The sequence below is a fragment of the Kocuria sp. KH4 genome (assembly GCF_053711175.1).
In genome coordinates this window covers 81,596-101,674 of the sequence record NZ_JBSJYX010000012.1, presented here as the reverse complement: position 1 = coordinate 101,674, position 20,079 = coordinate 81,596, and the positions used below count along the sequence as shown (strand labels likewise).

General features: G+C 71.0%; 25 protein-coding genes and 1 pseudogene. 5 read left to right on the top strand and 21 right to left on the bottom strand.

Features of this window, described 5'->3' with window-relative positions:
* Positions 1-100: 100 nt before the first annotated feature.
* Genes ACWCOM_RS10640 through ACWCOM_RS10610 form a run of 7 tightly spaced genes read right to left on the bottom strand, consistent with a single transcriptional unit; the run spans position 101 to position 3,802 of the window.
* Positions 101-601 carry a pilus assembly protein TadG-related protein gene (locus ACWCOM_RS10640; protein ID WP_454548716.1) on the bottom strand — a complete coding sequence of 167 codons (501 nt, stop codon included), beginning with the start codon at positions 599-601 and terminating at the stop codon, positions 101-103.
* The gene (locus tag ACWCOM_RS10635) at positions 598-1,053 is read right to left on the bottom strand and encodes a hypothetical protein (RefSeq protein WP_454548715.1); all 456 of its coding nucleotides are present in this window, start codon (positions 1,051-1,053) and stop codon (positions 598-600) included. Before ACWCOM_RS10635 ends, ACWCOM_RS10640 begins: the two co-directional genes overlap by 4 nt.
* The gene (locus tag ACWCOM_RS10630) at positions 1,034-1,465 is read right to left on the bottom strand and encodes a TadE/TadG family type IV pilus assembly protein (RefSeq protein ID WP_454548714.1); all 432 of its coding nucleotides are present in this window, start codon (positions 1,463-1,465) and stop codon (positions 1,034-1,036) included. The genes ACWCOM_RS10635 and ACWCOM_RS10630 overlap by 20 nt, the downstream gene beginning before the upstream one ends.
* 2 nt (positions 1,466-1,467) lie before the next feature.
* Positions 1,468-1,692: a hypothetical protein gene (locus ACWCOM_RS10625; RefSeq protein WP_454548713.1), complete on the bottom strand. Its 225-nt coding sequence runs from the start codon at positions 1,690-1,692 to the stop codon at positions 1,468-1,470.
* Between the two features lie 51 nt (positions 1,693-1,743).
* Positions 1,744-2,688, bottom strand: coding sequence for a type II secretion system F family protein (locus ACWCOM_RS10620; RefSeq protein ID WP_454548712.1), 945 nt, complete (start codon positions 2,686-2,688; stop codon positions 1,744-1,746).
* On the bottom strand, positions 2,685-3,542 hold the full coding sequence (locus ACWCOM_RS10615) for a type II secretion system F family protein (RefSeq protein WP_454548711.1): 858 nt from the start codon (positions 3,540-3,542) through the stop codon (positions 2,685-2,687). The genes ACWCOM_RS10620 and ACWCOM_RS10615 overlap by 4 nt, the downstream gene beginning before the upstream one ends.
* Entirely contained in the window at positions 3,539-3,802 is a 264-nt protein-coding gene (locus tag ACWCOM_RS10610; protein ID WP_454548710.1) for a hypothetical protein, read from the bottom strand. Before ACWCOM_RS10610 ends, ACWCOM_RS10615 begins: the two co-directional genes overlap by 4 nt.
* A gap of 627 nt (positions 3,803-4,429) precedes the next feature.
* Between ACWCOM_RS10610 and ACWCOM_RS10605 the strand changes: the two genes are divergently transcribed.
* Together ACWCOM_RS10605 and ACWCOM_RS10600 are read left to right on the top strand one after the other, a co-directional pair.
* A complete protein-coding gene (locus tag ACWCOM_RS10605; protein WP_454548709.1) occupies positions 4,430-4,693 on the top strand; it encodes a hypothetical protein in 264 nt (87 codons plus the stop codon).
* Entirely contained in the window at positions 4,686-4,892 is a 207-nt protein-coding gene (locus ACWCOM_RS10600; RefSeq protein ID WP_454548708.1) for a MerR family transcriptional regulator, read from the top strand. The genes ACWCOM_RS10605 and ACWCOM_RS10600 overlap by 8 nt, the downstream gene beginning before the upstream one ends.
* A gap of 89 nt (positions 4,893-4,981) precedes the next feature.
* Here ACWCOM_RS10600 and ACWCOM_RS10595 read toward each other — a convergent pair whose 3' ends face one another.
* Entirely contained in the window at positions 4,982-5,887 is a 906-nt protein-coding gene (locus ACWCOM_RS10595; RefSeq protein WP_454548707.1) for a hypothetical protein, read from the bottom strand.
* 160 nt (positions 5,888-6,047) lie between these two features.
* Between ACWCOM_RS10595 and ACWCOM_RS10590 the strand changes: the two genes are divergently transcribed.
* Entirely contained in the window at positions 6,048-6,290 is a 243-nt protein-coding gene (locus ACWCOM_RS10590; protein WP_454548706.1) for a helix-turn-helix domain-containing protein, read from the top strand.
* An 82-nt stretch (positions 6,291-6,372) separates the two neighbouring features.
* Here the strand turns inward: ACWCOM_RS10590 and ACWCOM_RS10585 are convergent, their stop codons facing one another.
* The 10 genes from ACWCOM_RS10585 to ACWCOM_RS10540 all read right to left on the bottom strand — a co-directional run bounded on the left by ACWCOM_RS10585 (position 6,373) and on the right by ACWCOM_RS10540 (position 14,605).
* Positions 6,373-6,678, bottom strand: a complete 306-nt coding sequence (locus ACWCOM_RS10585) for a hypothetical protein (RefSeq protein WP_454548705.1) — start codon at positions 6,676-6,678, stop codon at positions 6,373-6,375.
* 375 nt (positions 6,679-7,053) lie between these two features.
* Positions 7,054-7,956, bottom strand: coding sequence for a hypothetical protein (locus ACWCOM_RS10580; protein WP_454548704.1), 903 nt, complete (start codon positions 7,954-7,956; stop codon positions 7,054-7,056).
* A 4-nt stretch (positions 7,957-7,960) separates the two neighbouring features.
* Positions 7,961-8,152, bottom strand: coding sequence for a hypothetical protein (locus ACWCOM_RS10575; RefSeq protein ID WP_454548703.1), 192 nt, complete (start codon positions 8,150-8,152; stop codon positions 7,961-7,963).
* Positions 8,133-8,444, bottom strand: a complete 312-nt coding sequence (locus tag ACWCOM_RS10570; RefSeq protein WP_454548702.1) for a hypothetical protein — start codon at positions 8,442-8,444, stop codon at positions 8,133-8,135. Before ACWCOM_RS10570 ends, ACWCOM_RS10575 begins: the two co-directional genes overlap by 20 nt.
* Positions 8,441-8,647, bottom strand: coding sequence for a hypothetical protein (locus ACWCOM_RS10565; protein ID WP_454548701.1), 207 nt, complete (start codon positions 8,645-8,647; stop codon positions 8,441-8,443). Before ACWCOM_RS10565 ends, ACWCOM_RS10570 begins: the two co-directional genes overlap by 4 nt.
* A 289-nt stretch (positions 8,648-8,936) precedes the next feature.
* Entirely contained in the window at positions 8,937-9,725 is a 789-nt protein-coding gene (locus ACWCOM_RS10560; RefSeq protein WP_454548700.1) for a hypothetical protein, read from the bottom strand.
* Positions 9,726-10,014: 289 nt separating this feature from the next.
* The gene (locus tag ACWCOM_RS10555) at positions 10,015-11,091 is read right to left on the bottom strand and encodes an AAA family ATPase (RefSeq protein WP_454548699.1); all 1,077 of its coding nucleotides are present in this window, start codon (positions 11,089-11,091) and stop codon (positions 10,015-10,017) included.
* Entirely contained in the window at positions 11,088-11,390 is a 303-nt protein-coding gene (locus ACWCOM_RS10550) for a hypothetical protein (protein WP_454548698.1), read from the bottom strand. Before ACWCOM_RS10550 ends, ACWCOM_RS10555 begins: the two co-directional genes overlap by 4 nt.
* A 772-nt stretch (positions 11,391-12,162) precedes the next feature.
* Positions 12,163-13,572: a recombinase family protein gene (locus tag ACWCOM_RS10545; protein ID WP_454548697.1), complete on the bottom strand. Its 1,410-nt coding sequence runs from the start codon at positions 13,570-13,572 to the stop codon at positions 12,163-12,165.
* Positions 13,490-14,605, bottom strand: coding sequence for a CpaF family protein (locus ACWCOM_RS10540; protein WP_454548696.1), 1,116 nt, complete (start codon positions 14,603-14,605; stop codon positions 13,490-13,492). The genes ACWCOM_RS10545 and ACWCOM_RS10540 overlap by 83 nt, the downstream gene beginning before the upstream one ends.
* 402 nt (positions 14,606-15,007) lie before the next feature.
* Here ACWCOM_RS10540 and ACWCOM_RS10535 point away from each other — a divergent pair, with 402 nt between their 5' ends.
* Complete coding sequence (locus ACWCOM_RS10535) at positions 15,008-15,946, top strand: glycerophosphodiester phosphodiesterase (RefSeq protein WP_454548695.1); 939 nt, start codon at positions 15,008-15,010, stop codon at positions 15,944-15,946.
* A 10-nt stretch (positions 15,947-15,956) separates the two neighbouring features.
* Here the strand turns inward: ACWCOM_RS10535 and ACWCOM_RS10530 are convergent, their stop codons facing one another.
* The gene (locus ACWCOM_RS10530) at positions 15,957-16,373 is read right to left on the bottom strand and encodes a DUF2304 family protein (protein WP_454548694.1); all 417 of its coding nucleotides are present in this window, start codon (positions 16,371-16,373) and stop codon (positions 15,957-15,959) included.
* Positions 16,374-16,428: 55 nt separating this feature from the next.
* Positions 16,429-17,094 (bottom strand): glycosyltransferase family 2 protein, encoded by a 666-nt coding sequence (locus tag ACWCOM_RS10525; protein ID WP_454548693.1) that lies wholly within the window; start codon positions 17,092-17,094, stop codon positions 16,429-16,431.
* A 141-nt stretch (positions 17,095-17,235) separates the two neighbouring features.
* Here ACWCOM_RS10525 and ACWCOM_RS10520 point away from each other — a divergent pair.
* Positions 17,236-19,275 (top strand): annotated as a pseudogene (locus tag ACWCOM_RS10520) (DUF6541 family protein); the annotation flags it as partial.
* Between the two features lie 35 nt (positions 19,276-19,310).
* On the opposite strand, the gene ACWCOM_RS10515 reads toward ACWCOM_RS10520, so the two are convergent.
* On the bottom strand, positions 19,311-20,078 hold the full coding sequence (locus ACWCOM_RS10515; RefSeq protein WP_454548692.1) for an ABC transporter ATP-binding protein: 768 nt from the start codon (positions 20,076-20,078) through the stop codon (positions 19,311-19,313).
* Position 20,079: the final 1 nt, after the last annotated feature.

The window sequence follows — 20,079 nt, the reverse complement described above, 5'->3', positions numbered from 1 at the left end:
CCGTCAGCGTAGGAACCGCGCGGCGGCCGGCGCCAGGGGTGTTCTCGCCGGGTGTGAACCGCGGCGCCCGCGCGGCACGGTTCCCCGCGAGCGGGGCCGCTCACCGCCCGAGCCGGGCACGGGCCTCGCTGCCGGCGGTGATCACGACGCCCTCGGGGACCAGCAGGTTGACCACCGGCGGGTGCACCACGGCGGTCAGGGTCACCTCGGCGGTGCGCCCGTCCGGGCTGCCCGTCGGGGCGGCCAGGGCCAGGCCCGGGGTGTCCGCCCGGGCGCCGACGGTGTCGAGGTAGCTCGCGGCGGCGGCGGCCACGGCGTCGTCGTCCAGGACGGTGCTGGGCGGCCCACCGGGTCCGCCCGGGCGCAGCGCCACGAACGTGTCCGCCGCGGCGAGCGCGGCGTTGTCGGCGAGCACCTGCAGCTTCTGCCGGCCCAGGTGGACGGACGTGACGCCCATGACCACCACCGTCAGCAGCAGGGAGACCACCGCGAAGCCGAGCACCAGGATCGTGACCTGCCCGGAGTCCGGGCCGTCCTCCGGCCCGTGCTGCCGGCCGGTCCCCGCCGGATCGCGGTCCGCCGGGCCGTCCGGCCGGCTCATCCGTACCGTCCCGGCACGACCGTGGCCGAGGAGGTGAGCACGGCGACCTCCAGGTCCGTGAAGCCCGGCACCAGGGGCAGCGGGACCTCCAGGGTCGTGTGCACCGTGGCCACCGCGCCGGGGTTCGTGCAGGCCCCGTCGGAGCACTCGATCCGGACGGCCAGCTGCTCGGGCGCGAAGCCCTGGTCGGCGACCGCCAGCTGCGCCGCGGCGGACAGGTCCGCCGCGGCGAGCTCCCCGGACCCGGCCCCGGCCAGCACCTGGGACCCCTGGTGCGCGGCGGCCACGACCGCGAACGCCCCGGCCTGGACCTGGGCGACCGTGAGCACGAAGTAGACGACCGGGACCAGCAGCAGCGTGCCCAGCGCCACGAACTCCACCACCGCGCTGCCCTCGTCCTCCGCCGGTCCCGCTCCGCCGGCGGGGCGCGGGTCAGCCGCCGAGCACGGCATGGCCGCGCACCTCCAGGGACGCGGGCGGGCCGAGCAGCGCCACCACCGGCAGCGGGGAGACGACGCGGACCTCCAGCGTCCGCACCTCCCCCACCGTCACGGGGGAGGCGGCCACGTCCTGGGCGTAGCGGGGTCCGAGGGCGTCGGCGACGATCCGGCGGGTGCGCTCCACCCCGTCCTCGGGCGAGCGGTCCGCCAGGGTCCCGTACCGGGCCCCGGCCGCCGCGGCGTCGATGAGGGTGTTGCGCACGTGCAGCGCCAGCGCCAGCTGCAGGGTGCCGGCGAAGATCATCGCCGCGAGACCGGCCACCATGACGTACTCCACCACGGCGTGGCCCCGGTCCGGGTCCGCGGGGCCGCCGGCTCCCCGGAACCGGGAGCGCAGCGGCCGGAGCAGGCGCGCGAGCCGCATGCTCAGTTCTGGCTGACCCGGGCCATGGCGTCCTGGAACAGCCCCTCCAGGGCGGGCTGCGCCACGAGGAGCAGCCCGGCCACGAGCACCGCCGACATCAGCGTCAGCATGACCCAGCCGGGGACGTCGCCCCGGTCGGGGTCCTCCGCGGCGAGCCGGTCGAGGAGGCCGGCGCGGACCAGGGCGAGCAGACCGAGCAGCGCGGCCGGCCGGAGCAGGTGTTTCATGGGGTGTCCTCTCGTGGTGGCGGCGCCCGGGGCCGGGCGCGGCGGGGGTCTTCAGAAGCCGAGCTCCAGCACGGCCAGCCCGGGGTACACCGCGAACACGACCGTCAGCGGCAGCACGAAGAACACCAGGGGGACCATCATGGCGATCTCCTTGCGGCCGGCGGCCTCCATCAGCTCGCGCTTGTCGTGGTCGCGCACGTCCTGGGCCTGGGCGCGCAGGACGTCGGCCAGGGGCGTGCCGCGCTCGATCGCGACGACCATGCCGTCGACGAACCGTCCGATCGGGGCGACCGGGGTGCGCGCGGCGAAGTCCTGCAGGGCGTGCACCAGGCCCGCCCCCGACCGCGTCTGGGCGAGCACCTGGCGGAACTCCGCGGTGAGCTCGCCCTCCGCGACCCGGCACACCCGCTCGAGCGAGCCCACGGCGCTCTCGCCCGCGCCCACGGACAGCGCCATGAGCTCGGCCACGGCGGGGAACTCGGCGAGCATCCTCGCCTCCCGGGCCCGGATCCGCCGGCTCAGCAGGTGGTCGCGCAGCAGGTGCCCGGCCGCCGCCGCCGCGGCGCCGGCCAGCACGACGCCCCCGGCGCCCGTGCCCCAGCGGGCGGCGGCGGCCAGGCCCAGCAGGACGCCGAGCAGCAGGCCCCCCGTCGCGAACAGCAGCTGCTCGGCGCGGAAGTCGACCGCCGTGCCGACGGACCCCGCTCGGGCGATCCGCCGCTCCACCCGCGACGACGAGCCGGCGTGCCGCACCAGCCGACGGGCCAGGTCCCGGGCGGCGGAGCCCAGCACCGCGCTCCCCGGCTCCCGGCTCCCGGCACGGCGCAGCCCCGGCCCGGCCAGCAGCGCGGACTCGACCTCGACCGACCGCAGCTGCGGAGAGATCCGCACGGCGAAGGACGGCCCGCCGGCCGCCCGGCTCGCCGTGAGCACGAGCCACAGTCCTGCGGCGAGCAGCAGGCCCAGGAGGACCAGCAGGGCCGGTGAGGCGCTCATCGCAGCACCCGCTCGGGCTCGGGCAGCGCGCCGATCCGCAGCATGAGCCGGTAGGCGAGCACGGAGACGACCAGGCCGCCGAGCAGCACGAGCGCACCGGCCGGGGTGTCGTAGGCGCGGACGGCCGCGGGCTGGGTGGCCATCAGCAGCAGCACGATCCACGGGGCGGCCACGGCCAGGCGCGCGGCGTTGACGGTCCAGGACTGGCGGGCCTCCAGCTCGCCGCGGGTGCGGGCGTTCTCGCGCAGGAACTCCGAGAGGGTGCTGAGCAGCCTGCCGAGGTCGGTGCCGCCCACCTCCCGCGTCACGCGCAGGGCCTCGACGATGTTGTCCGCGACCGGGTCGGCCAGCCGGTCCTTGAGCAGCGTGAGCGAGCCCTGCAGCTGCCCCGAGGCCCGGTAGTCGGCGGCGAAGCGGGCGAAGGCCGGGCGCACCGGCTCGGGGCCGCGGTACTGGAGCTGGATCAGCGCCTCCGGCAGGGACATGCCCGCCCGGATCGCCGAGCGCAGGTGGTCGACGACGTCGGGCCACACCTCCCGCAGCACCGCGGTGCGGCTGCGGGCCCGGTGCCGGACGAACGCCGCCGGGAGCCAGGCGCCGAGCAGGCCGGCGCACAGCCCGAGCACGGCCGCGCCGGTGACGGCGGCGGTGAGCAGTCCGCTCAGCATCCCGGCCCCGGCGCAGGCCGACACCAGCCCGGCGGGACCGACCCGGGCCAGGTCCGCGCGCACCAGCAGCTCGCGCAGCCGCCCGGGCCGGCGGCGCCGCGGCGCCCGTGGCGTCTCCTCCGCCCAGCACGACCACCAGAGCAGGAACACGCCCGCGCCCATCAGCACGCCGAGCGCGGCGCTCACCGGACGCCCCCGGACGGCCCGTCCTCGGCGAGCAGGTCGCGCACCCGGTGCCCGGCCCGCTCGAACTTCCACGCCGCCGGGGCCTCCGCGGCCACCGCCCGCAGGCCGTCGGTGCCCTCCGCGAAGACCGGGTACGTCTCGATCACGCCGTTCTCGACCCGGTTGCCGATGCCGAGGATCTCGGTGACGCGGCGGCGACCGTCGGCGTCCCGGTGGCAGTGCACCACGAGGTCGAAGCACGAGGCCACGGTCGGCACCACGAAGCCCGTCCGTCTTAGTGTCGAGGCACAACTAAAGGCCCCGGCGAGTGGTGGAACACTCCCGGGGCGCGGAGCAGACGTTTACGGCGTCGGCTCACCGACCAGGATAAACCGATCCTGCATCTGTGACCACCCGTGGAGCCATTGCTCCGGGTGGTCTTTTGCTTTCGTCCTCACCACCACAATCCGGCAGGACGCCCGCTTGATAGCCCTGCTAACGCACCTAGCGCGGGAGGTGCGAGGAATGGCCGGCCGGCCTGCCCTAGCTGCCCATAGAGCAGACGCCCCGATGTAGGGGGGTCTACTCGCCGTGGGCACCTACTCCGATTGCGGGGGGCCGGACGATCGGGGCGCTTTGGGGAGAGGGCCGACAGGCCACCGGCCCCGCAGGGGCTCCGCTTCATCTGTTCCCCCACTCAAGAGAACACGAGGAAGGTTGATCCCATGTCCACGCGAAAGCCTGCCCCCGCCGTGACTCCCCTGCACTAGCGCGTCGCACGGATCCTCGCGTTCGTCGCATTGTTGGCCGTGCTATACCTAGGTCCGTTCGCAATTGCATCTGCAATCTTCGACGGCATGCGCTAAATCCCCCTCCCCCCGTTCCTCCCCCTGAAAGGGTCCCCCGCCATGCCCATCTCACTCCCCGCTTTCCCCGCCGACTGGACCATCGACAGCGTCGAAAGTGTCGCCGTCGGCCCAGCGATCACCGTGCCGCTCAATGCCGGCACCGCTCGTATCCTCCCCCTCTGGACCGATACAGAGGGGATTCAGCACACCGTTGAGCTTCCCGACGAGCCTCTCGACCTTGACGACTTGGAGGCTCTCGTACGTGATCTACGCGGCGCGCTTCGTGCTGCTAGGAAGGTTGAACCTGAGGGGTCGCGTGACTGACCGCACGAAGGTACTCGTCGACACGATCGCCGCCGCCCACGCCATAGACGTGCCGCCCGCCCGCATACGGCAGTGGGCCCACCGCGGGAAAATCGAAAGCGCGGGTCAGGATGAGCGCGGCCGCAGCCTGTACGCCCTGAGTGACGTGCGCCGCGTGCACCGTGAGCAGAAGACCAAGGCTGCAAAGAAGAGCACCTAGCCGACGATGCCCCGGCGACCACACACGGTCGCCGGGGCATCGCCTTCCATGACGACGGACGAAGTAGCCGCGCCCTCAGGGCTCTCAGTCTATAGATTCCGTTGGGCACGGAAGCTATTCACTGTATGCCGAAGCTGCATGCCAGAGACTGTCTCGAACTCCGCATCCATGCTCGTCCATTCCCCTGAGTTGAGATACTTCTGTTGGATATTTGTTGGGCGCGTTGAACCACTCAATGGCATGGCACGGACTTCGTTGCGGGTCCTAGCCGCCCGTGCGGCCACGGCGGGACCTTCGCGCACCGGGTTGACACGTTCGAGTCGCCCCAGCTTCTCGGCTGCTGAGATAAGGGGCCGCCAAAACCATGGCGGTGCCTCATACATCTTCACGCTCATTCGGCCGTTAAGCTCAGGCGTTCGGGCAGCGGCAAGCAGCGATACTTTCCGGTTATGAAGGTCGCGTGTAACGGCCATGGTGCGGTCATAGAAGTACCAGTGCGCGATCTTGCCGCGCCCCGTGAGATTCAACCAGGCGGAAAAGATACCGAAGAACGCCTCTTCGTACTCCGCCAGGACCTGCCGGCGCGAGTAGACAACCACAGGCAGCTCTTCGTCGACATCGTGAGCTTCATGTAGCCACACCCAGACGCGCATCCACAGCAGAACCGCGATGCCAAGGTTAGCCGCCTGCCGTCGTGGCAACACACAAGTGTCGGCCCAGTCGTTCATCACCCTGCTCATGGCGACGCGGTTGAACTGGGGACCCGCGCGCTTGACGCCCTTGTCGGCGATCTCTGAAATCTTCTCAAGCATCGCCGCAGCTGCGTGTTCATTGCGCACGCGTCTCTCTCGGCGTCCACCCAGGCGATGGGCGAGAAAGGCGACCGCCACCGCAAAGAGTCCGCCGATGGTCGCCGGCACGACGGCGAGCCAGAAATCAAGCCAAGTTTCAGCCCGCACTCCCAAGAAATCGCCGAGCCATGCCGTCTCATCCATGAGAACCCATAATGCCAGGGGCCGACACTTGTGCTCGTTTCGCCTCGCCCTCTGGCCGGCGCTGGTAGCTGAGCCAGCACCCACTTTCATGTTGCCAGCCAGGGGGCACACGGCACGCTCTACCTCTAGGGCGCTAAGTACGTGCCCTACCGTGGGAGCCATGGAGAACGGTTGGATCCTGCCGCCTGAAGTGATGACCGCAGACGAAGTCGCCGAATACCTCAGGACAAGCCGCGCCGCTGTGAACCGCATGCGCCGGGCCGGCAAACTGCCCGGATTCCTCGTCGGCCGTCAGTACCACTTCCGCCGCGAGGTCGTGGAGGCGTACACCCGAGGTGACTTGTGCCCCGACAACGCAGCAACGGCCGCCGAGCCGCCCCGAGGCTATACCGGAAGCTCGTAAGAACACCCGGGCATGACGAAAGGGCCCCGGGCCGCTCCCACTAAGGAAACGGCCCGGGGCCCAATTGCCATACAGCACACACTCACGGGACAGGCTGTGTCCCACCGCCGGCGAAGAACTCCGCGAACGGATCCGGCGACGACGCCGCGCGGTCCTGCGCTTCAAGCATGTCGAGCTCGGCGAGCACCGCCCGGAACTCCGCACTAGTCGCCGCCAGCCGCCCAGGATCAAACACGGCCGTGAAGTCCACCGCGGCGCGCATCACCTCCCGCAGCCACCGAAGCACGGCCAGCCGGTCGCCCGGATCGCCCGTAAACACAGGCACCACGAGTTCGGGAAGCTCGTCACGCGGCCGCCCGCCACGATCCAGCCGCCGGCGCTCGGCCATGTCCGCAGCGTGCGCGTCCCTGCACGGCTCGCAGGGCTCTTCCCCCGCCCGTAGGTGCCGCCGGCGCGCCGCTTCCGTGCCGCACGGCTTCAACTCTCTACCCATCGGGACTCTTTTCTGCCCTGCGGGCGCTTTGTATCAACGCTTGTCCCACCCTTCTGATGGGCCGCGAACGAAATCCCGCCTCGTGCGGCCCGGGACAAGGCAGCGGGCCCGTCCGCGAGTCCCTCCCCCACCCCTGAGCGCCCGCCTGCGCCCCGCTAGCATCTGCGCGCGGTGCTTGGTCGCTCGTGCGTCTGCAATTGCTTCTGCGGGGCGCTGAGCACTGCAGGGCGGGCGTCCGTGGTGGTCGCCCGCCCTGCTCGTGCTGGTCGGTCAGATGCCGACGCTGCTGCCGTATGCGGACATCACCTGCGCGGCGCGGCTGTCCGTGGTCCCGCCGAACGTGGCACCGACGTGCGCCAGGGGCCGCTGACGGGTGAGCTGCTGCTGCTCGGCCTCTTCCTGCTGCGCCTTCTCGCGTGCCTCGACGGCTGCGGCCAGGGGCCGGGCGCGGGCCGTGAGCTCGGCTCCGGTCGAGGCGAGGTCGGGGACCATGCCGCGGCGCTGGGCGTACTCGTGCAGCTTGTCCTCCCGTTCCTGATCGCCGTAGAGGTCGAGGAACTCCAAGAAGGCCGCCGGCTCCCACTGGTACAGGTAGCACCAGGACCAGTACGGGACGGGTTGCGTCTCGTAGAACTTGCCCTCACCGGTGGCCAAGGTGATCAGCGCCCGGTGCAACTCGGCGATGTCGCGCCACATGTGCACCCGATGGGCGAGGTCATCGGGTAGGGAGCCGGTCACTCCATCGAAGCGGCGGTCGTCGACGTGCTCGGCGGCGTACGCGCGCAGCTGGTCGAGGACGTACGGGGCCGCTTCGATCAGCACGGGTGCGAGATGGTCGGTCACGGCCATGTTCACCTCAGCGGTGATGCGGTGCACGCCGTCGTCGAGCAGTCGCCCGATCATCACGTCGCGCACCTGCTGCTCGGCGTCGGTCGCGCTGAGCATGTCGAAGGTGATCCGCCCTGTCGGGTTGATCCGGTCGAGCACTGCCCGGGCGTCGAGGGCCGCGGCGAATGCCTCGTGCACGGCGCTGGGCCAGGACAGGCCGAGCTTCTCGACCAGGCGCAGGGCGTTGTCGGCGTCGCTGAACGGGTAGCCGGTGCCTCGGCGGTAGCCGGCGTTGAGCACGCCGATCATCTGCAGTGCGGTGAGGGTGGTCTGCTTCTTCGTCATGGTGTCAGTGCTCCGTTTCTTCCCCGGTGTCGGGGTGGTCGGTGTTCATCGATCGAGTGAAGGGCCGCCGCTGTGTGCGGGGGCCGCTCCGCTGGCTGGCGTGTGTGCGCCAGTCGCCTGTGAAGTGCTCAGCGGCGGCTGTCTGCCAGTCGTCGGGCTCGTCGTCGTCGAGGTGGTCAGGGTCGAGGCTCGGCATCGTCGTCGCCTTCCTCGTCGTCCTGGTCGGGCTCGGGGCCGTGGTCGAGCTCGTCGAGGGCGCTGGCGAGGGCCTCGGCGAGGTCGCGCCAGGCTTCGAGTTGCCGTGCGGGCGGGTCGTTCTTGCTGATCGGGCCGAGGTAGTGGCGGATCAGCTGGGCGCTGTAGGCGCTGGGCCCGGCCTCGGCGAGGGTCTTCCATTGGCGGTCCTCGCGGGCCTCGCGCATCCGTTGCCGGCGTTCGTAGCGGGCTCGGCGTTCGGCCGGGGTGCGGTGGTCGGTCTGCAGGATCATGCTGGCGTGCCTCGTTTCAGGTCCATGACGGTGCCGCGCTCGTTCGCCTCGGCGATGTCCACGAGGGCGTCGGCGACGCGGTAGAGGTCATCGAGCGGGACGAACAGCCACGACCGGCCGTTGCTGATGTGCGCGCCGGGCACCCGGTCCCTTTGCGGGTTCCACAGCCACGGGCGAACTGTGGGCTTGTCCGGTACGGCCATGTCGGTTCCTTCTCGTGTGGGGGCGCGTCCGGGTCCGTGTGAGGGGCCGGGGCGCGTCCGGGGATCGGCGTTCATGCCGCCGCTTTCCGTCGTCGGGGGCGGGACGGTAGTGCCGTGCGGTCGAGGTGCCACCCGTCGGGCCGGTGCGCGAGGTGCGGCCGGCACACGGGGCAGGGTTGGGGCATGTCGTCTGAGCCGGTCCAGCCGGCGCGGCACTCGTGCGGGGCGCTGTCCGGGCTCACGGGGAGCCGGGGCAGGCCCAGGTCGGTCGGATCGCGGTCGAGGACCGTCATGCGGCCCCCTCCCGGTGCCCGCCCGTAGCCGTTGCGCGTTGCGGCCACCCGTCGATGTGTTCCCACACGCGCCGGGTGAGCTCTAACTGCTCGGCGGTCGCTCCGGGAACGGAAGCCGTGACGTCGATGCCGTACCGCTCGGCCGCGAGCCTGCGAATGCGGTTCGGGTCCGTCCACGTCGCCCACTCGTCGGGGACCATTAGGCCCGTCAGTTCGATGTACTCGACCCGCAGCAGTCCCCGAGGCTCGAACGACGCCTCGTCGCGGGTAGCGGCGTGCCCCGTGGCGAGCACAGAGGCGATGCCGTAGCCGCCTCTGTTGCGTCCCTCGACTCGAATGCCGTGCTTGCCGGCGAAGTAGTCCGCTGCTTCCTGTTGCACCCGGTCATCGGTGAAATACGCGAAGACGGTGTCCACGTCCCTGCAGACGCGATAGCCGCACATGCAGCGCGGGTCGTGTCTCGGCGCACCGATACTCGCGGAAGCTGCGAAGAGGCTGTCCGCGAGTCGGATGCACGCGGCGCGTTCTGCGTGCACCCCACTCTCGTGATTGCGTATGCGGCCGTTCTCGTCGAACGCGATCATGCGGAAGCCAGGGACCGGCTGACGCAAGTTCCAGAGTTCCCCGACATGGATGCGGCGGTAGTAGTCGGCAGGCGAGTCAGGGTGAGACAGCCCCGGATCTTCGTCGTAGTCGAGGCTCGCCCGAGCGAAGGCCATGTCCTGCTGCCGTCGGGCCTCGGCGAGGGCGAGAGCGTATTGCTCCTCGAAGGCGTCTGAGTTCATCGTTCCTCCATTGCGCACAGCGGGTGCGCGTGAATGGTCAGGGCCCCGACCGGCGTTGGTCGGGGCCCTTGTCGTGTGGTGTAGTGCTACCGCTGGCGGCGTGCTGCTCGTCGTGCCGCCCTGTTCGCGCCCTGCCTGCGTAAGTACTCGGGGCAGTGAGCGTCGTGATGGATCGTCAGTCGCGTGACCCTCGGGTGCTCGGGGTCGCGGCTGAGCCGGTAGTCCGCGTTGCAGTGCTCGCATGCGGCCGCGCCTCGCGCTGCTACGGCCTGGATCAGTGCGGCCATGTTCACCGGATGACCTCCATGTGAGTTGGTGCCATATCTGCCACATCTGCCACATTCGGCAGTGCCTCTGTCTGGAATGTGGCACTTATGGCACTTGTGGCAGGCATGTAGATGCCCCGCTTTGGGTTGCAGATCCGCCCGCTATCCACAGCGCGGCGCAGATTCTTGCCCAAGGTGCCGGGGTCGGTGTGCATCAGACTCTCGATGTCCTTCCGCCTGATGCCCTCCGGGTAGCGGTTTACGATCTTGACGAGCTCCGTCATTTCGTCCCCCAGCCCTTGAGTGGCTCGACGTTCTTCTACGGCGCGGGCCGCGGCAGCCAGGTCGGGCCCGCTCAGGGACCACGAGCCGGTGTCCGCCGAGAACGTCACGGCGTATTCACCTTCGGCTGCGTCCCGGGAGGTGACGTGCAGTGTGGCCGCTTCCTCGTGCCTGGATCGTCTGAGCACGAGGATCGAGTCAGCCGCGCCGGCGAGGCCCTGTGTCCCGGACACGCTGTCGAGGAAGTCGCTCGTCTCGGCCTTTTTGGTGTGGTGCACGACCACGAGGGACGAGCCGGGGTGCGCGTCGACAAGACTCTTCAGCGCGGATAGCTGCGCGTAGTCCCGCCCGTAGGCGTCGCTCCCGTTGTAGACGCCGCGGACCTTTCCGAGCGTGTCCAAGACGACGAGCGGTTTCTCACCGGGGTGACGATCGAGGAAGGCCCCGATGGTGGCAGGGGCCGTCACGGGTGTGTCGGTCATAAACGTCAGGCCCGCGGGGCCGGGCCACGCACCGATGACGCGGAGCCGGTTCTGCAGTCGACGCTGGCCGTCTTCCAGTGCGAGGTACAGGACGGGGCGGCGGTCGACGCGGACCGAGCCGAAGGCGTAGCCACCGGTTGCTGCGGCGACGCCGAGGCCCAGGACGAGCCAGCTTTTCCCGATCTTCGGGGCAGCGGTGAGCAGGGTCAGGCCTTCGGGTATCAGGCCCGGGACCACGTATTCCGTGGGTGGGAACACCTGGTTTGTGAGCCAGTCCGCAGTGAACGCCCCGTCGAGTGGGTCCGGCGCTGTGGGGTGTTCCATGACGTCCGTCATGCTGCGGACCTCCAATCGTTGTCGAGGGGCGGAACCGGCTGCGGAGTCGCGGCGGGGTCCGTCCGTAGGTAGTCGATGAACGCGGCTGCGGCCTGCTCTGCGCGTTCGGCTGCTCTCCGTTCGCCTTCTTCGATGCCGGCCCGAAATCCGGCTTGGTACAGGTCGGCGGCGATCGGGTCGCCCCCCATGAGCAGAGCCTCGGCCTGTTGATGCTGGTCGATTGCCTTGCGCAACGCCTGCTCGGCGGCGACGAGGTCATTTCCTGCGGCCGCCTGGACGTCTTGATGTGTAATCGTCATTTGCTCTTGTCCCCTTCTGCGCGAATCCGTCCATGTCGGGGGTTCGCTGAGCGGTGCGCGCTCAGGGGGTGCCGGCTACTCCTACTAATTGCCTAGCGTGTCGTTTGTCGTCGGTAGTCTGAGGACTGTGGGACGAGGCGAGTGCTTTTTGAGTCATTGAGTGCCCTCCCTTCTCTGCGTGGTGTCTCAGGGGGCCGATCCGGCGGTAGTGTCGCGGGAATGGCCCACCGGTCGAAGATGAAGCCCCGGCGTCACGTCCTAAGTGGACGCACGTCGGGGCTTTTCTGTGCTCGCAGGGCGCGGGAGACCGCTTGAATCTGCTCCGCCGTCGGAACGGGAGCGCGGGCGACTTGCTCGGCGATGTGCTCGGCGAGAGTCACAGGTCAAGTCCGAACAGCCGGTAGACCTCCCCGACGTCAACGCGGATCGTGCGACCGCCGGCTAGCGTGTACCGCGTGAGGCGGCCGTCGTCGAGAAAACGTCGGATAGTGCGCGTCGAAACGCTGACGGACTCGGCCGCCGTCTTTACGTCTACGAGGCGCGGTACGGGATTTTGTCCGTCTGACATTGGTTCTCCTTGGGGCTTAAATGCCAAAGGCCCCGAGGGCATGACGCCGTCGGGGCCTTTTCGTGGAATGCGGGCATGAAAAAGCCCCGATCGGCTTACTGCCGTCGGGGCTGGTAGTTGCCAGTAGATACAACTCTGGCACTGCTTATGAGTGTTCCACTTTGCGTCCGCACCTGTCAACACCCGGCCGTACGTGCCGCCTGACTAGGCCCTCCACTCAAACCTCACTCGCCCCGGATCGAAGACACGTGGCGCGGCCTTCCGAACTGGGTCGACATACACCTCGACCAGCGCATCAATCACTGCACGTCGCCCCTCGACGTCCGCAGCTTCCCACCGCTCTCGTGCCCCAGGGCCGGCGAACTCCGCCGCCGGTGCGCCCGTTACAGCCCGGGAAATCTGAGCCTCGACATCATCCATTTTCGCCCGCACGGCAGACGTAATTGTCGCCAATTGGCCCCCTGTAATCGCTCCGGCAGCGAACGCGCCTGCCGCTTCGTCCAACCGGGCGTGCAAGGCATCAGCCTCTGCCCTAAGTGCCCCAACGTCCACGGCCGGGGACTCGTTGGCGAGTAACGCGGATAACGTCTCAGGACGGCTTAGAACGCCTACGACCACCTCGGAGACGTACTCTTCGAGCGGTCCCGCGTTCTGCGACGAATGTCCCCCGCCCGTTTGCCTGCACTTATAGAAGAACCGCCCATTGTCGCCGCGCTGAGACATTGCGCGGGCGCTGATGCGCAGCGGTGCCCCGCACGTTCCGCAGCGGGCTAGACCTGAGAGTAGATGTCTTACCGCATCCTCACGGCGCGATCGTCGCGATGGGTCCGAGACAATGCCGGTGGCAGCGCGCCACACATCTTCAGAGACGATCGGCGGAAAGACGCTACGCACTCCTTCCAAGGCCTTGCCTTGGTACTTTCCGAGGCCTGCGTTAGCGGGCCGCAGTATCAGGTTGCGCACGCTTGTCGAAGTCCATGCCCCACCCCGCGCCGTCTTCACCCCGCGGTCGTTGAGGTCTTTCACAATGGATCCAATGGACCTGCCGGCGACTATAGCGTGGTAAGCCCCGCGGATCTCGGCGGCCTCGTCCTCATGGACCACAGGCACCCCGGCGACGAGCCGGTAGCCGTACGGAATCGGACCGCCCGGCCGCTGCCCGTTCTGGGCTATCTCCAACATCTTCCGACGCACACGCTCGCTCTTGTGCTCCGATTCGTATCGTGCCCACGCCCCAAGAGTTCGGGCAACGGCCCGCCCCGACGGGGTCGAAAGGTCAATCTCACCGGCCTTGACGGTATGCGTGGTTACCCCGTGCGCCTCGCAAAGGTCGATGTATCGCTCCAACTCCACCGGGGAGCGGTGTAGCCGGTCCGTATGCCAGGCCAGTACGCCGTTAATGTCGCTCTCGCCGAGGCGATCGAGCATGGCCATATACCTAGGCCGGGGCTTCCCGCTGAACGCGCTTGTGTCGTTGTCCACGTACTCGCCGGCAACGGTCCAGCCGAGTGCCTGCGCGAGTTCCCGACAATCACGAAGCTGCCGTTGCACGCCTAGGCCGGTGTGCTGGGCATCTTGAGAGATTCGGGCGTAGATGACGCAGGCGACGGGCATACACCCATCCTAGCCTTGGCTGTGCATTGACAAACGAATCGGTGCTGATGTTCTCGCCCGCGAGCAGCGGCAGGGTGCAGATCTTCGTCACAGCGTCCCGGGCCGAGTTCGCGTGCAGGCTGCACATGCCGGGCAGCCCGCTGTTGAGCGCGATGAGCATGTCCAGGCTCTCGGCCTCCCGCACCTCCCCCACCACGAGCCGGTCGGGGCGCATCCGCAGCGCCTCCTTGACCAGCCGCCGCAGAGGGATCTCGCCGGCGCCCTCGAGGTTGGGCTGGCGGCACTGCATGCCCACGACGTCGCGCAGGGGCACCTGCAGCTCGAAGATCTCCTCGACGGTCACGACCCGCTCCCGCGGCCCGATCGAGGCGCACAGGCAGTTGAGGAGGGTCGTCTTCCCGGCCTGGGTGGCGCCGGAGACGAGGATGTTCAGGCCGCCGGCCACCGCCGCGTCGAGGAAGCGCGCCGCGCGTGCCGGCAGCGAGCCCAGCTCCACCAGGTCGTCGAGCCGGCGGGCCCGCGCCACGAACTTGCGGATGTTCACCGCCCAGTGCCGGCGGGTCACGTCCGGGATCACCACGTGCAGCCGGGACCCGTCCGGCAGCGCGGCGTCCACGAACGGGGAGGAGAGGTCCAGCCGGCGGCCCGAGGACTTCAGCATCCGCTCCACCAGGTTGCGGATCTGCGCCTCGGTCAGCACCAGGCTGGTCAGCTCGGACTCCCCCTCGCGGGCCGCGTAGACCTCCGCGGGGCCGTTGATCCAGATCTCCTCGATCCGGGGGTCGTCCAGCAGCGGCTGCAGCGGCCCGAAGCCCGCCACCAGGTCCAGCAGCACCCGGCGGGCGGCCTGCAGGTCGGTCAGGGCCGGCAGCACCCCGCGCGCCGAGCGCTGGTCGTAGTCGCGCACCGCGGCGTCCACCAGCTCCCGGGTCCGCTCCAGCTCCAGCACCGGGTCCAGCCCCCGGCGCCGGATCAGCTCGCGCACCTCGGCCTCCACCAGCCCGAGCGCGTCCTCGGAGAGCAGTGCCGCCATGTGACCCCCTGCACGGTGCCCGGTGCGGTGCGCACCGGCGGCGCTCCCCCCGGAGCGCATGCACAGGAACATAGGCGAGACGGCGGCACCGGCCACAACCCCGGGGCCGTCGCCTGTGGACAGCCGGGCCTGACCTGCGGCGTTGTTCCCGACCGCGAACGCCCGGCACGTCACAGGATGCGGGTGCATGAAATGCGGGGCGGAGGGCGCCGCTCCGCGCCGTCCTGCGGAGACCGTGCCCGGCCGGCACCGGGGGTGCGCGCCGGGCCGCGAGAGCCGTAGGGTGGGCGGACGCGCTCCGCGCCGGAGGTCCGCACCCGCGGCGCGCAGCCGGGGCCGGCAGCACCGGGCCCCGCGCCGACCGGACCGTGGCCGCCGACCGGAAGGACCGCCGTGATCCACGTGAGCACCGCACAGCACGCCGCGCGCCCCGGCGTCGCCGCCCGGGCCCGGGCCCTGCTGCTCGCGGCCGTCCCCTTCACCGGCAACCTGCTCACCAGCGCCGTCGGCGCGGCCCTCGTCCGGCACGTCGGCGCCCCCGCACCGGGTACGAGGACCCCCGTGCCCCGGGGCTGGCCGACGGCATTCGCCCACCGGGGCGGCGCCGAGGTCGCCCCCGAGAACACCCTTGAGGCGTTCCGGGCCGCCGCGGCCCTCGGCGACGTCGTCCTGGAGCTGGACGTGCAGGTCAGCGCGGACGGCACGGCCGTCCTGATGCACGACCTGACGGTGGACCGCACGACGGACGGGACCGGGGCGGTCGCCCTGCTGCCCGTCGCGCAGCTGCGGCGCCTCGACGCTGGGCACGCGTTCACCCCCGACGGGCAGACCTTCCCGTGGCGGGGGCGCGGGGTGCGGGTCCCCACGCTGGCGGAGGTCTACGCGTCCTTCCCGGACCACCGCGTGGCGATCGAGCTCAAGGGCAACCGCCCCGGCGCCGAGGAGGTCGTCTGGCAGGCCGTCCGGGCGGCGGGGGCCCAGGACCGCACGCTGGTCGCGGCCAACCGCACCGCCTCGATCCGGCGCTTCCGCCGGGCCTCCGGCGGGGCGGTCCCCACCGCGGCCGCCGTCACGGAGTTCGCGGCCTTCCGGCTGCTGTGCCTGCTGGGCCGGCAGGACCGCCACGCCCTGCCCTTCCAGGGCCTGCAGCCGCCGGACACCCTGCTGGGGCTGCGGGTCCTCACGCCCCGGCTGCTGCGGGCCGCCCAGCAGGCCGGCCTGCGCGTGGACGTGTGGACGATCGACCGGGAGGAGGACATGCGCCGGCTGCTGGCGTGGGGCGTGGACGGTGTCATGACCGACCGGCCGGACCTGCTCGCCCGGGTGGTCCGGGAGGCCTGACCGGTGCGGGTCAGCCGGCGGGGCGCTCCCCGGGGGAGGACGGCGCGAAGGACCGCACCGAGGCCCGGTCGGCGTGGGCGGGGGCCGGGGCCCACGGCCGCTCCGCCTCGGTCACGGCGATGTGCCGGGCCAGCCGCGTCACGTTGACCTCCTGCTGGCGGTTGCGCAGGGCGGAGGTGGCCTGGGTGATCATGAAGACCACCACGAAGCCGTAGAGCACCAGGTCCGTGCCGCGGCCGATGCCGAAGAACTGGGCCACGCCCGTGAGCAGGTCGGGGAAGAAGATGGACAGGGCCGCGAAGATGAAGAAGGCCAGGCCCACGACCCGGCGGATCGCCTGGTGCTTGGCGTTGGCCCCGCCGCGGATCAGCGCGAGCGCGCCGTAGCCCACGGCGAGGACCAGCAGGATCTGCACGGCGTAGATCATGGGGGGCGTTTCTTTCCTTCGGTGGTGCGGGGTGCGGGCGGGTCGGTGCGGGGGGCTACTTCACGAACAGCTCGGCGAGGATGTTCACGCCGTTGAGCAGCGACTGCCCCTTGGACTTCGAGTAGTCCGTGTAGATGATCTGCACCGGGTGCTCCACCCAGCGCGGCCGGATGTCCGCGAGCTGGTTGACGATCTCCGAGGCGTGGGCCATCCGGTTCTGGGTCAGCCGGATCCTCGACAGCGTGCCCCGGTCGATGGCGCGCAGCCCGTTGTGCGCGTCGGAGAGGTCCATGCCCGTGGAGAGCCGGGAGAAGAACGCCGCGGTGCGCAGCACCACCCGCTTGAGCGCGGAGACCTGGGTGCGCCGGTCCAGGAACCGGGAGCCGAGCACGACCTCCGCCTCCCCCGAGCGGATGCGCCCGACCATGTCCCACGCGTCGACCACGCGGTGCTGGCCGTCGGAGTCGAAGGTCACCACGCAGTCCATGTCCGGGTCCTGCAGGGCGTACTCGAAGCCGGTCTGCAGGGCCGCGCCCTGGCCCAGGTTGATGGGGTGCTGGACGACCACGGCACCGGCCTCGGCGCAGATGCGGGCGGAGTCGTCGGAGGACCCGTCGTCGACGCAGACGACGTGCGGGAAGGTCCTGCGGAGCTCCCTCAGCACCTCTCCCACGACGGCCGCCTCGTTGTACACGGGCATGACGATCCACGAACGACTCACCCGGACATTCTCGCACAGCGCGCCGGGCCCGCCCGTCAGGGCCGGTCCCCGGCCGGGTGGCCGTTATGATCGACCCGACCCTTCCCCCCACCGTGAGGACGAGACTGTGCCCGCTGCCAGGACGAGCTCCGCAGGACCGACGTGCTGACGGACTGGTGGCCGTACCTCCCGGCGTTCCTGGTGCTGCTGGCGTTCCTGTGGCTGCCCGGGCTCGCCCTGTTGTGGGCGTTCGGGCAGCGCGGCGGCCGGACCCTGCTGACCGCTCCGGCCTTCAGCGTCGCCGTCGTCGGGCTCACGGGGGTGGTGCTGGACCTCGTCGGCGTCCCCTACGGGGCGCTCTCCCAGGTGCTGGCCGCGGTGGTGCTGGCGGGGCTGGCCTGGCTGGTGGGGCGGCTGATCCCGCGCGGCGGGCACGCGGCCGGCTCCTCCGCGGCGGCGCCGGACCCGGGGGACCCGGAGGCCCGCGTCGGCGCGGCGCACCGCTGGCTGTTCCCCGCGGGGGCCGCGGCCGGGCTCGCGATCGGCGCGGTGCTCCTGGTGCGCCGGCTGACGTCCGTGATCGGCGCCCCGGAGGCCATGGCCCAGCGCTGGGACAACATCTTCCACCTCAACGCGATCCGCTACGTCGTGGAGACCGGCAGCGGCTCCACCCTGACCCTGAACCGGCTGGTGAACCCGGACAGCGCCATCGCCCTGTACCCGGCGGCGTGGCACCAGCTGGCGTCCCTGGCGGTGCCGCTGAGCGGTGACAGCGTGCTCGTCGCCCACAACCTGACCCTGCTCGCGGTGGCCGGGGTGGTCTGGCCGGTCTCGTGCATCTTCCTGGTGCGCTGCCTGGTCGGCCCGTCCGCGGTCGCCGCCGTGGCCGCCGGCACGGCGGCCGCCGGGTTCAGCGTCTTCCCGCTGGGCCTGATGTCCTGGGGGCCGCTCTTCCCCAACCTGCTCGCCCTGGCGATCGTCCCGGTCTCCCTCGGGCTGTTCGTCCGGCTGCTGGGGCCGGGGGTGACCGCGGACCGGACCGCCCGCACCCCGGACGCCGCCGGCCGGGTCCGCCTGGCCGCCAGCCTCGTGGTCACCCTGGGCGCGCTGTTCGTCGCCCAGCCCAACGCGTTCCTGGCCCTGCTCGTGGTCGCCGTGCCGCTGGCGGCGACGGCCTGGTGGCTGGGGCTGCGGACCGCGGCCCGCGCCCGGCGGCTCGGGCCGTCGCTCGGGCTCGCGGCGGTCGCGGCGGTCGCGGTCACCGCGTGGCTGCTGCTGTGGAACGTGCTGACCACCTCGTTCGTGTGGGAGCCGTCCACCACCGTGGCGCGGGCGGTCGGCGAGGCCCTGCTCTACGGCGCCAACGGCCGGGAGGACGTCCCCTGGGTGCTCGTGGTGCTCACCGCGGCGGGGATCTACGCCGCCGTCTCCCGGCGGAGGCTGCGCTGGCTGGTCGTCGCGCACCTGGTGCTCGTGTACCTCTACGCCGTGGCGGCCGCGGGCGAGGAGGGCCCGGCCCGGCAGTGGCTCGTGGGCGGGTGGTACACCGACTCGTACCGGCTCGCGGCCACCCTGCCCATGACCGCGGTGCCGCTCATCGCCCTCGGGGCCGCGCACGTGGTGGCCGGTCTCGCGGCGGCCGGGACGGCGCTGGCCTCCTTCGCGGGCCGGCCCCGCGCCGCCCGCGCGGCCTACCCCGTGGCGGCGCTCGTGCTGCTGGGGCTCGCGGTGCCGTACTCCCAGGTCGAGTCGCTGACGCAGGCCACCCGGTGGGGCAAGCAGTACTACGCCTGGGAGGGCCCGGAGAGCATCCTCAACCGGGCGGAGTACGAGCTGCTGCAGGACCTCGACGAGCTCACCGAGCCGGGGGACGTCATCGCGGTCAACCCCTGGAACGGCGGATCGCTGGCCTACGCGGTCGCGGACCGGCCCGTGACGCAGTACCACGTCGAGTCGCCCGACACCGCGCTGGGCGCCCTGGACCCGGAGCTGCACGCCCTCGCGGCGGGCATCGGCGACGCCGTCCCGGGCAGCCCGGCCTGCGCGGCCGCCGAGGAGCTCGACGTCCGCTGGGTGCTGGACTTCGGCACCCAGTTCATCATCCCGCACGCCCGGCAGGCCCGGGACTACGCGGACCTCAACGCCGTCGACCCCGCCGGCGCCCCCGGCCTCGCCCTCGTCGAGCGCGAGGGCCCGGCGGCGCTCTACGAGGTCGTCGTCCGTGCCGCAGGAGCCCGTCAGCCCGCGTTCTCCGCGGCGCGGAACTGCTCGATCACCTCGTCGATCGGCCCGTCGCTGCGGACCCGGCCGTGCTCGATCCACACCCCGCGGTCGCAGACCTTGCGGACCACGTCGAAGTCGTGGCTGACCACCAGGAGGGTCTTGCCCTCCTCCGAGAGCTCCCGGACCCGGCCCAGGCTCTTGCGCTGGAAGGGCTCGTCGCCGACCGAGAGGATCTCGTCGATGATGAAGATGTCCGGGTCGGTGAACACCGCCACGGCGAAGGCCAGGCGCAGGTACATGCCCGAGGAGTAGAACTTCACCTCGGTGTCGATGAACTGCTCGATCTCGGAGAAGGCGACGATCTGGTCGAACTTCCGGTCGATCTCGTCCTTCGTCATCCCGAGGATCGCGCCGTTGAGGTACACGTTGTCCCGGCCGGTGAGGTCCGGGTGGAAGCCGGCCCCCACCTCGATCAGCCCGGCCACGCGCCCGTTGACCTCCAGCGTGCCGCCGTCGGGGCTCATCACGCCGGAGACCAGCTTGAGGAACGTGGACTTCCCGGAGCCGTTGAGCCCCACGAGGGCGACGCTCTCGCCCGGGCGGATGCTGAGGCTGAGGTCCTCCAGGGCGCGGAAGCGGTTGGAGATGTCCTGGCGCCGGCCCCGCGCGAGCCACATCACCGTCTCCTTCAGGGAGCGGGCGTGGCGCAGCGAGAACTCCTTGGCCAGGTGCCGGGCGACCACGGCGGGCTCGGCCGGGGGGATGGTGCGGTCAGTGCTCATC